The 9382-nt window shown below is 47.8% G+C and carries 9 protein-coding genes and 1 pseudogene; 8 read left to right on the top strand and 2 right to left on the bottom strand.

All coding sequences use genetic code 11. The annotated features are described in order from the left end of the window. Positions 1-145: 145 nt before the first annotated feature. Both AQZ59_RS09925 and AQZ59_RS09875 read right to left on the bottom strand, forming a co-directional pair. Complete coding sequence (locus tag AQZ59_RS09925; RefSeq protein WP_413788361.1) at positions 146-295, bottom strand: DNA methyltransferase; 150 nt, start codon at positions 293-295, stop codon at positions 146-148. Next, positions 274-590 (bottom strand): annotated as a pseudogene (locus AQZ59_RS09875) (DNA methyltransferase). Before AQZ59_RS09875 ends, AQZ59_RS09925 begins: the two are co-directional and overlap by 22 nt. Positions 591-786: 196 nt before the next feature. On the opposite strand from AQZ59_RS09875, the gene AQZ59_RS08835 reads away from it, so the two are divergent. The 8 genes from AQZ59_RS08835 (at position 787) to AQZ59_RS09275 (ending at position 9193) form a co-directional block, all read left to right on the top strand. Further along, the gene (locus AQZ59_RS08835) at positions 787-2421 is read left to right on the top strand and encodes an FTR1 family iron permease (RefSeq protein ID WP_062614283.1); all 1635 of its coding nucleotides are present in this window, start codon (positions 787-789) and stop codon (positions 2419-2421) included. 72 nt (positions 2422-2493) lie between these two features. Further along, the gene (locus AQZ59_RS08840) at positions 2494-3147 is read left to right on the top strand and encodes an iron transporter (protein ID WP_180947739.1); all 654 of its coding nucleotides are present in this window, start codon (positions 2494-2496) and stop codon (positions 3145-3147) included. Between the two features lie 122 nt (positions 3148-3269). After that, positions 3270-4532, top strand: a complete 1263-nt coding sequence (locus AQZ59_RS08845) for a DUF2318 domain-containing protein (RefSeq protein ID WP_062614284.1) — start codon at positions 3270-3272, stop codon at positions 4530-4532. A gap of 1 nt (position 4533) precedes the next feature. Then, a complete protein-coding gene (locus AQZ59_RS08850) occupies positions 4534-5808 on the top strand; it encodes an ABC transporter permease (protein ID WP_016444850.1) in 1275 nt (424 codons plus the stop codon). Between the two features lie 2 nt (positions 5809-5810). After that, on the top strand, positions 5811-6941 hold the full coding sequence (locus AQZ59_RS08855) for an ABC transporter permease (protein WP_016444851.1): 1131 nt from the start codon (positions 5811-5813) through the stop codon (positions 6939-6941). After that, a complete protein-coding gene (locus AQZ59_RS08860) occupies positions 6941-7654 on the top strand; it encodes an ABC transporter ATP-binding protein (RefSeq protein ID WP_016444852.1) in 714 nt (237 codons plus the stop codon). Before AQZ59_RS08855 ends, AQZ59_RS08860 begins: the two co-directional genes overlap by 1 nt. Positions 7655-7714: 60 nt before the next feature. Beyond that, the gene (locus AQZ59_RS08865; protein ID WP_062614285.1) at positions 7715-8158 is read left to right on the top strand and encodes an FMN-binding protein; all 444 of its coding nucleotides are present in this window, start codon (positions 7715-7717) and stop codon (positions 8156-8158) included. 48 nt (positions 8159-8206) lie between these two features. Then, a complete protein-coding gene (locus AQZ59_RS09275) occupies positions 8207-9193 on the top strand; it encodes an FAD:protein FMN transferase (protein ID WP_082661260.1) in 987 nt (328 codons plus the stop codon). Positions 9194-9382 lie beyond the last annotated feature (189 nt).

Here is a 9382-nt window from a genome sequence, read left to right on the forward strand (position 1 = left end):
CAACGCTCGCAATCGAGGTCTGTTGATCAATCACAATCGAGGCCGCATCCCGCCGAAACTCCGGCGTATACGACTTCCTCGTCTTCTTCTCACTCACGAGTCTTCCAACACCCTTCCCAGCCAGACAAGCCAGCCTCATCAAGTGTCAACAAACACAGGGTAACCCCATGGGCGCATTTGAGATGGGACGCAGGCTTACAACCACAACCGTGACGCCGGCGTTGAACTTGGCATTATTCCCCCATTTAAATGAGGTATAGGCGTACCCGATCTCTACGTCTTGTTCGTGAAGCAGGGGGGGGACAGAAGACCGACGTGTTCGCCCTGGGTAATGGAGTTGGTAGAAACAAAGGCCAGCTCGGCACGGGTGCCGGAGATGTAGCGGCGCCCTTGATAAACCAGAGAGAAATGTAGTCGAGCTTCTTCGGGTACTTGGAGCTACCGAAAACCACCGGGTAATCCGCCTTCTGCTCTGTGGTCTGCATGCTCGATCCCACATATGGTGGGTTGCCGATCAGGTAGATCTCGTCTTCGCCGTTGTTCGGGCAGGCCTCGTCCCAGTCTAGGCGCGTGGCGTTACCAGCGTGGATCTAACCTGTTTCTTTCAAGGGGATGAGGGGGATGGAGATGCCGAACTGCTTCTTGAACTCGCGGTTCATTTGGAGTATCCCTTGAGAACTTGTTCTCAAAGATCCTATTTTCAACATGCCGGCCTTGCGCAATTAAAGTGGTAGCGCGTATGCTCATACTGGTTATTAGGTTAGGCTAACAAAAGCTGGAGGGCGAATGATGGCGTTTTCGCCTAGCAGTGCATCGGGCGCGCGAATATCGAAGATTTTAGCGATTTTCCTCTTTGTGGGAGTGTTCTTCGCTCTTTCTTCGTCTCTTACGGCGAATGCACAAGAAGAAGAGGATTGGCAGCCGGTAGTAACAAAAATGGAAGAGTACCTGGAGGGTATTCCTGCCGAGTATGCTTCGGGAGATTCTAAGGCAGTTCAACACTCCATCAGAAAAGCTTACTATGATATTTACCAGGTTTCCGGCCTTGAAGATCAAATTCGCCACAGGCTCGGGCGGGATAGGCAAGAAGACTTTGTTGCAGTTTTGCTAAACGTGCGCACGCTTTCCAATGAGGGGGCACCTCAAGACGAGGTCGAACAAGCGGTAAAAACTGCCATTGACCATCTAAATAAAGACGTTGCCGAACTTGCCACCACTAAGACTATTTCAGATCAGTGGACTAGGGTAGCCCAAGCAATCGTGGAAAATATTGACACCTCTGTTAAAGAGTACGGCGCGGGTGATGTGGATAAGGGCTACAAGCACGCTACCGCTGCCTACTTACAACACTATGAAGCCGAGGGGCTAGAGAAGGCAACAATCTCCTACATAGGGCAGGGGCGAGTTTCTGAAGTTGAAAACGGATTCCGAGATCTGCGTCAGGGAATTCGTGGCGGATTGGCACACGATGAAGTTGTCAAGATAGCTGAAAACTTAAAGTCAATGGTGAATGAGGACGCCACTGAGCTGGACAAGCTGGCTGGTTCCAATGAGGGACTTGGGTGGAAGGGATTCTTTGCCTCGTTCCTAATTCTGCTGCGTGAGGGTGCTGAAGCCCTCCTGGTTGTGGCTGCTGTTATTACCTATGCTATGAAGGCAAAGCGTAAGGATCAGGTAGCTGGAATCATAGTCGGCGTGGTCGCAGCCATCGTTTTGTCGGTAATGATCGCTATAGTGCTGGCTCGCCTCACATCAAACGTTTCAGGGTTGGCACAAGAGTTGATCGAGGGCTTTACCGGTATTGCTGCGGTGCTGATGCTCATATACGTTTCCAACTGGATCTTCTCCAAGTCTCATGGGGCCAAATGGAATGAGTACATGCAATCTGTTGCCGGATCTAAGACTCAGTCGGGTGGCGTATTCGGACTAGCCTTGGTTGCGTTCCTGGCGGTGTTGCGTGAGGGCGCGGAAACCATATTGTTCTTCTCTCCTATACTCACCGCGGCGCGTTCCGGTTCGGATTACGCATTCATTTGGCTTGGGGTGGGAGTTGCACTAGTCATTTTGATAATCCTATTCCTACTGGTGTGGGTATTTGGAGTTCGTCTACCAATCAGGAAGTTCTTCCGGTGGACTTCGGTTCTGTTGGGCATGTTGGCAGTTACCATTGCGGGTGGCGCTGCTAAAGAGTTCCAGGATGCAACTTGGCTGCATACAACTGATGTTCCGGGCGTACCGGAAATAGCTGTGCTTGGTCTTTACCCAACGGTTCAGACTTTGGTGGCACAGGCAATTGTGGTTGTAATTCTCATAATTTTGGCTGTTGTGCAATATCGCATCAGCAAAAACACAAAACGGGAGAGCTGTGCTAGCGCAGCAAATAACGAACAAAGATCGGTGAAAGATACAACTTCTGTTTAGTCAGTAACGTTACATCAGTTCTAACATCTCCAATTTTGGCCGGGAAATCCCGAAACACGAAAGGAAAAACAAATGAAGATCAAGAAAGCAATGGTTGCTCTTGGAGCGGCATTCGCGCTTACCTTGAGTCTTGCTGGTTGCTCGAATGATTCTGGTGACAAGCCCAAGGATGAAAAGGGTACTTCTGTGCAGAATACCGCCGACGAAAAGACGAGCTCTGCTGAAAAAGGGCAGGCAGTAGGAATTAACGAAATTCCGGTTGGCGATTCAGGCCCGCAGACCAGTGGTCCGTTAACTGTTGATTTGGTTTACTTCCAGGCAATCGACATGGAGCAAGGCTCGGTGCTAGTACCGCCGGCTTCCGAATCTGACATGCACTTCGAAGTTGACGTTGCTACCAATGAGAAGGCTGCTGAAATCGGTTATGAAGCCGATCAGTTCATGCCTTACTTGGAGATAAACGTGAAAATTTATGATCAGGCCACGGGTGGCTTGGTCAAGGATTTAGGGACGATGATGCCCATGGTGGCTTCTGACGGCCCGCACTACGGAAATAACATCAAGCTGGAACCGGGCGAGTACCGTGTTGAAGTTGAGATTCCTTCACCTGCTGACAAGTTCATGCTGCACACTGGAAAAGATACCTCCGCTGTTGACGGGCGTTTCTGGACCGAGCCACTGAAGTTCACTTTCGAAAACTGGAAGTGGGACGGCCAGCTGCTTTAAGCTAACCGCGTGTGAGAGCTCGGGGCATTGCCGCCGAGCTCTCACACTTATGTACAGTTTCATGATCGGTTATTTGAACTAAATAATTTAGTAGCTATTTTTAACTTTTTGCAGGGATTTACATGTTGGAATTGTTCATTGTTTCAATTCAAACGGCGCTTCCTTTGTGTCTAGCGGTGAGTATTTTGGTAGCCAGCCGAGCTCATGCACCTATGGAGCGACAAACGGTTGCCAAACTAACTTTTGCTTCAACCGCTATTGGCCTTTTGGGCGCGGGTGTTTTCACATGGTTGCGGTTGAACACCCCGCACGTTGATATTCCTGTTTTTACCGCCTGGGCGGGAATCGCGCTGTTTATTACCATGTTCGCGTTTTTGGTAATGCTTTGGTTGTTTGGCGATAGGGATTTGCATGATATAAACCAGGGAATGCGCCACCGGGGGCTGACCATAACCGCGATATTGGCTATATGTACCTCTGCTCTTTACTATGCGGTTCCATATTTTTATTCCACCGATTCGATTGTGCACACGGGTGGATCAGTTTTTGAAACCGCCTCCCTTTTACGTTTGGCCGGGTTTTCTTTAGGAACAATTTTGGCGGTGGTTGCCTGTTGGGGATATGTCCAATGTGCGAAAAAAGTTCCTTGGTGGGTGCGCACCCTAGTCACTTCGGTAGTTTTTATGGCGATGATACTGCCCCGCATGATTTTGCTGTATCAACAGTTCGCTACGAGGCGGATAGTGCCGTCTTTCCCCGGCCTATTTGACATAGTTTTGTGGATTCAACGCAATGAGGCGATGACTCAGCTGATACTAGTGTTTCTAATTGCTTTCCCTGGTTTTATAGCGCTGTGGACGCAGGTTAAAAAACCTCCACATAATCCTGCAGAGCGCCGTTTACAAAAAGCAGACACCATAAGCCGCCGTCAATTTTTTGGTTTATCTTCGGTCCTTGCAATTGCGTTTGCCTGGTCGTTGACGGATGGAAAGAGACGCTCAGAGTATGTTCCTGAACTAACAGATTTGGAAGCCACGACCTTGGAAGGCGATTTTGTATACGTGGATCGTCTGCTGGTTTCTGATGGTCACCTACATCGTTTTGGGTACAAAACAGGAAACGGAGTGGAAGTTAGATTTTTGGTGGTGCGTAAAAATGAGGTCGCTTTTGGTGTAGGTTTAGATGCCTGTGAAATTTGTGGAGATTCGGGATATTACGAAGATAAGGGAAAAATAATTTGTTCTAAGTGTGACGTGATGATGAACGTGCAAACCATTGGATTCCCCGGCGGTTGCAACCCGATCCCAATCAAATATGAGGTGGAAGATACTCGCTTAAAGTTTTTCGCTGAAGAGTTAGAAAGCCACGAGAAGGTGTTTAGCTGATATGTTTTTCTGGATTATGATAGCCCGCGCATTGCGTAGGCAGGCAGTTAAACGCCTGATGATAGCTGTGACAGTAATGTTGGGTGCTTCCCTTACAACATCGATGCTGGCGGTGATGTTTGATGTTGGAGATAAAGTACAAGAAGAACTCAGCTCTTATGGTTCTAATTTGCAGGTTCTTCCCCAAGGTAGGGCAATGGCCGCGGATTTGTACAATATTGACTCTTCCGAGCAGGGTGGCGGCGCGTTGCGGGAAGATGAATTACCGAATATGAAAACCATATTTTGGACGTACAATATTGAAAACTTCACTCCCTATTTGGAAACAAAGCTTGAAGTAGACGGTAAAGAAGAGCAGGTGCGGGGTACCTGGTTTGATAAAGAACTCGCCATTCCAACCGGAGAAAAGGTTATGACGGGTATGGACGGCATGCGGGAATGGTGGAAATGGGAGGGAACTTGGGGAAAGACGCCTAAAGAGGTAATAGTGGGTTCCCGTATTGCTACAAAGAATGATTGGAAAGTTGACGATACTTTACAAATTCGTGATAAAAACGGTGATGTTGTCGATGTGGTTATTTCCGGAATTTTTACGGGCGGAGATGCAGAAGATTCGCAAATATATGCAGATCTTGATCTGGTTCAACAGCTTACCGGGCGGGATAATGAGGTTGATCGGGTAGAGGTACGCGCAATTACTACGCCGGATAATGATCTGTCTCGTAAAGCTGCTGAAGATCCTACATTGCTCACTTTGGACGAGTGGGAAACATGGTATTGCACGGCCTATGTTTCCTCTATTGCCTATCAGATAGAGGAAGTTATGACCAACGCAGTGGCTAAGCCCGTACGTCAAGTTGCAGATACTGAGGGGGAGATCCTTAATAAAACTGAGCTTATTATGGCTTTTGTTGCCCTATTTGCAGTGATTGGATCGTCTTTAGGGATTGCGAATTTGGTGTTCGCTTCGGTTATGGAGCGTTCACGTGAAATTGGTTTAATGAAGGCTATAGGTGCACGAAACCGAGAAATTATTCGACTCATGTTGGCAGAGGTTCTTATCGTTGGGTTGTTTGGCGGAGTTGTTGGATTTGCTTTAGGTTTCGGATTGGCTCAACTAATCGGACACATTGTTTTTGGATCCGCTATAGCTATGCGGCCAATTGTGGCCCCTCTAATGGCGTTAATTGTGTTTGTAACCGTACTTTTGGGATCTTTGCCTGCCATCCGTTCACTGGTACGTGTGCAGCCGGCCCAAGTGTTGCACGGGAGGTAACCGTGAAGAATAAGCATACTGCGATGTATTTGCGCATGATCTGGAAGGCGTTTTTAAATCGGATTACCCGTGTTTTCATTGCCTCCCTGTCAATAGCGGTGGGGGGTACAACTTTGGCCGCATTGGGTTTGGTGGCCTTCACTGTTCCGGCCCAAATGAGTAAGGAGTTGCGTGCGTTTGGTGCCAATATGGTTATATTGCCTGATTCTTCAGAAAACCTTACGGATGGCACATTGCAGGAAACTGATTCCATAGTTGGCAACAGCGTACTTAAACGCGCCGGATACCAGTATGGAAACCTACTATACAATCAGCAGCCATTGCAGGTAATGGCAACGGATTTGGACGCTGTGCAAGGTGTCCGCCCATATTGGAACTTAGATGGGAAAATGCCTGCTAATGATGATGAATTCTTGGTGGGCGCAGATGTGGCTACGCGTTATCGTTTCTCAATTGGGGATGAGGTTGGTCTGATGCAACCCACGTCTGAAAATGCGGTCTCTAAACAGATGAAGGTTTCTGGAATTATTCACACCGGAGGGCCGGAAGACGAGCAGATAGTAATGAGCACTAAAACACTAAGTGAATTTTTAGGAGATCGTGGTTATGACATCATCGAGTACTCAATAGATGCAGACTCTAAAGTAATTGCGCAATACGCCAAACAAATAAACACTAAAGTAAAAAATGCTGACGCTCAAGTAGTGCGCCGTATTTCAGAGGCGGAAACCGGAATCGCCACTACTTTGCGTACCTTAATTTGGATAGTTTCGGCAATAATATCGCTGCTCACCTTGATAGCGGTTTCCACAACTCTTAATTCGATAATTTCAGAACGCTCCAAGGAAATCGGATTGAAGAAGGCTCTTGGTGCACTGCCTGGTGATGTTATGCGCGAATTCGTAGGAGAATCGCTTATGCTGGGAGTATTCGGGGGGACGTTAGGTGCAGCTACAGGGGTGTGGATCGCAGCGGAAATATCACGCCGTGTGTTTGCCATAAACCTGAATATAAATTGGTGGGTCGTGCCAATAACACTCATATTTTCAATAGTCATAGCGATGCTGGGCTGTTTGATGCCAGCACGCAGAATCACCAAAATAGATCCTTCACAAGTTCTAGGGGGAGAATAATGCCCGCAGATTCTATATATTCAGTACGCTCGGCTAGTCGGCACTACGGCGATCTTGCGGCACTCGACAACGTGAGCTTGGAAATTCCGCGTGGTCAATGGCTTTCCATAGTGGGCCCATCTGGTTCGGGGAAATCGACCCTGATGAATATTTTGGGTTGTTTGGATTCACCCACTTCGGGTGAGGTTCTTTTAGAAGGCGACCGTCTAGATAAAATGGGCGAGGTGGAGCTGGCAGATGTACGCCGTCATAAAATCGGCCTAGTGTTCCAACAGTTCCATCTTGTTAAACACCTAACCGCTGTGGAAAACGTGATGTTGGCGCAGTACTATCATTCGGTTCCTGATGAGCAGGAAGCGCTTGAAGCACTGGAACAGGTGGGGATGAAAGACAGAGCTACGCATCTACCTCATGAACTTTCTGGAGGGGAGCAACAGCGTGTCTGTGTGGCCAGAGCTTTAATAAATCGTCCGGCCGTGATACTCGCTGATGAACCCACCGGAAATTTAGATGAGACTAATGAAAAAATAGTTATAGATTTCTTTCATCGCCTGCATGAAGAGGGAACAACTTTGGTAGTGGTAACGCATGATGCCGAAGTGGCTGCACAAGGGCAGCGGCAAATAATTTTAGAGCACGGGCGAATTGCCCAAGAGGTCACCGATCTGGCCGATTCTCCTATAAAAGAATTACGTTTCGGTGAAACTTATTAACAGGAGCCGAATAATCGCAAAATGCCAAATATTTAAAAGTTAGAAAACTTGGAGGGCCTTATGGGAAGTTCCCGATTGTTAGCTATAGCAGCGATTGTGGGAGTTGCAGTACTTGGCGGGTGCTCGGCCGATGTGCCGGCTGCAAACACTTTGCCAGATGGGGAATATGAAGGAGTTTCACAAAAAGAAGCTGATGGTTCTTACGGCACAGTGAATTTCACAATTAGTGGAGGAAAAGTCACTAAGGCAAACTTTTTAGTAAAGGATGCTGATGGTACGCCCCATGATGAAGATTATGGTTTGGGAACCGATGGCAAAGCACATGATCCGATTTTTTATCAAAGAGCGCAAGACGCGATAAAGCACGAAAAAAGCTATGTGCAAAAGTTCCAGGAGACGTCGGATCAAAATCAGGTTGAGCGCATCGCTGGTGGATCTCTTTCACACAGATTATTCATGCAGGCGGTTGAAGACGCCGTGCTTAACGCTGGCGCCGAAAAGTAAGACTCGGTAATCTGAGTGATCGGGCATGGTTCATATAGCTTTCCCGCTATGGGTACGCTGGTGTGCGCCACTTGGGAACCGGCGGGGAATGTTGAAGAAATTCAGCGTCTTATTCGTCAACGAGTTAGAGAACTAGAAAATAGGCTTAGCATATTTAAGCAAACTTCGCAGGTGGTCGCACTTAGCCGTATTTTAAATGCTGGTTCGGAAGATATTTTGAAAGAATTCAGAAGCTCCCTCTTGCATTCTTCCAACGTTTACAGCCTGGCAGGGAGCGCGGAAGTTGGTTTGGAAAATCATGATGCTGGAGCTGAATTACTTTTCCGATTGGAAGATATATTGCAGGCAAATCGGTTTTCTTCCGATCTGGCACGAGTCATGGAAGCATCCGTAAAATTCGCGAATTTGACTCAAGGCGCATTTTACCCGTTTTTGGGCCGTCAAATGCGTGATTGGAAAAAATTGGTGGCTGAAAGGGCGAATAGAGAATTTGAGCTTAGTGATTCCATAATTGATTTTGGAGGTATCGCCAAGGGGTATGCGGCAGATCAGGTGCGTGATTTGGTAGTTTCTAAGGGAGGGGAAAACGTGGTGGTGTCATTTGGTTCCTCCTCTATTTCGATTGCGGGTGACCCAGTATGCGTTGGCCTGCAAAGCCCTTGGGAGGGATTGGAAGAGTTTGGGCACTTGTTGCTTACTCATCCGGCGCTTTCTGTTAGTGCTGATACAGCTACACGAATAGGTTCGGGTAAGCGCGTTAGCCATGTTTTAGATCCAAGTACTGGAAAGCCGGCATTTACGGACCTTGTTGCCGTTTTAGTTTGTGCGGCTGATGGTATGGAGTGTGAGGCTTGGGCAACCGCTTTCTTAGTGTTGGGTTTGGAAAGAGCTATGGATTTGGATGCGACTCAACAGCACATAGACACGGTTTTTTTCACGGCAGATGGTCGGGTGTTAGCTAGTCCTAATTTGCAGATTACTGCTCATCCGGGAGTGCAGCAGTGGCTGGAAGCACAGCGAGTTAGGACTCAATAAAAAGCTTTTAGTTTCGGGTGTAATGCTGATTTAAAACACTGTTAAATACAGCGGTATTAGATTGGGGTTACCCTGTGTTTGTTGACACTTGATGAGGCTGGCCTGTCTGGCTGGGAAGGGTGTTGGAAGACTCGTGAGTGAGAAGAAGACGAGGAAGTCGTATACGCCGGAGTTTCGGCGGGATGCGGC

Origin of the sequence: Trueperella bernardiae, assembly GCF_001469025.1 — a bacterium.
In the GTDB taxonomy this organism is placed as follows: Bacteria; Actinomycetota; Actinomycetes; order Actinomycetales; family Actinomycetaceae; genus Trueperella; species Trueperella bernardiae.

Bases quoted from the DNA above. Each gene is read 5' to 3' on its own strand.
- AQZ59_RS08835 (WP_062614283.1), top strand. From the start codon at position 787: ATGATGGCGTTTTCGCCTAGCAGTGCATCGGGCGCGCGAATATCGAAG.
- AQZ59_RS08850 (WP_016444850.1), top strand. From the start codon at position 4,534: ATGTTTTTCTGGATTATGATAGCCCGCGCATTGCGTAGGCAGGCAGTT.
- AQZ59_RS08860 (WP_016444852.1), top strand. From the start codon at position 6,941: ATGCCCGCAGATTCTATATATTCAGTACGCTCGGCTAGTCGGCACTAC.
- AQZ59_RS09275 (WP_082661260.1), top strand. From the start codon at position 8,207: ATGGGTACGCTGGTGTGCGCCACTTGGGAACCGGCGGGGAATGTTGAA.
- AQZ59_RS08845 (WP_062614284.1), top strand. From the start codon at position 3,270: ATGTTGGAATTGTTCATTGTTTCAATTCAAACGGCGCTTCCTTTGTGT.
- AQZ59_RS08840 (WP_180947739.1), top strand. From the start codon at position 2,494: ATGAAGATCAAGAAAGCAATGGTTGCTCTTGGAGCGGCATTCGCGCTT.
- AQZ59_RS08865 (WP_062614285.1), top strand. From the start codon at position 7,715: ATGGGAAGTTCCCGATTGTTAGCTATAGCAGCGATTGTGGGAGTTGCA.